This window comes from Bacillus cereus group sp. BfR-BA-01441 (assembly GCF_022663075.1).
In the GTDB taxonomy this organism is placed as follows: Bacteria; Bacillota; Bacilli; order Bacillales; family Bacillaceae_G; genus Bacillus_A; species Bacillus_A cereus.
The window spans coordinates 1-268 of the sequence record NZ_JAKUEU010000338.1 but is presented as its reverse complement, the minus strand read 5'-3'; the positions used below and the strand labels follow the sequence as shown (position 1 = coordinate 268).

The following is a 268-nucleotide window of genomic DNA, read 5'->3' as shown; positions in this document are numbered from 1 at the left end:
TACACTAGATATGTTTTTTGTTAATACTTCTGCTTTTTGATGTACAACTTGATTCGTTGTACTTTCAATAGTTTTTGAATTGCTACCGTTATCTGTCCCAGTGTCTGGCTTCTCTCCTGTGTCAGGTTTTCCTCCCGTGTCTGGATTTCCTCCTGTATCAGGTTTCCCTCCTGTGTCTGGATTTCCTCCTGTGTCTGGATTTCCTCCTGTATCAGGTTTTCCTCCTGTGTCTGGATTTCCTCCTGTATCAGGTTTTCCTCCTGTATCA

General features: G+C 42.5%; 1 pseudogene. It reads right to left on the bottom strand.

Going from position 1 to position 268, the window contains the following annotated elements:
* Positions 1-268 (bottom strand): annotated as a pseudogene (locus MR107_RS30770) (hypothetical protein); the annotation flags it as partial.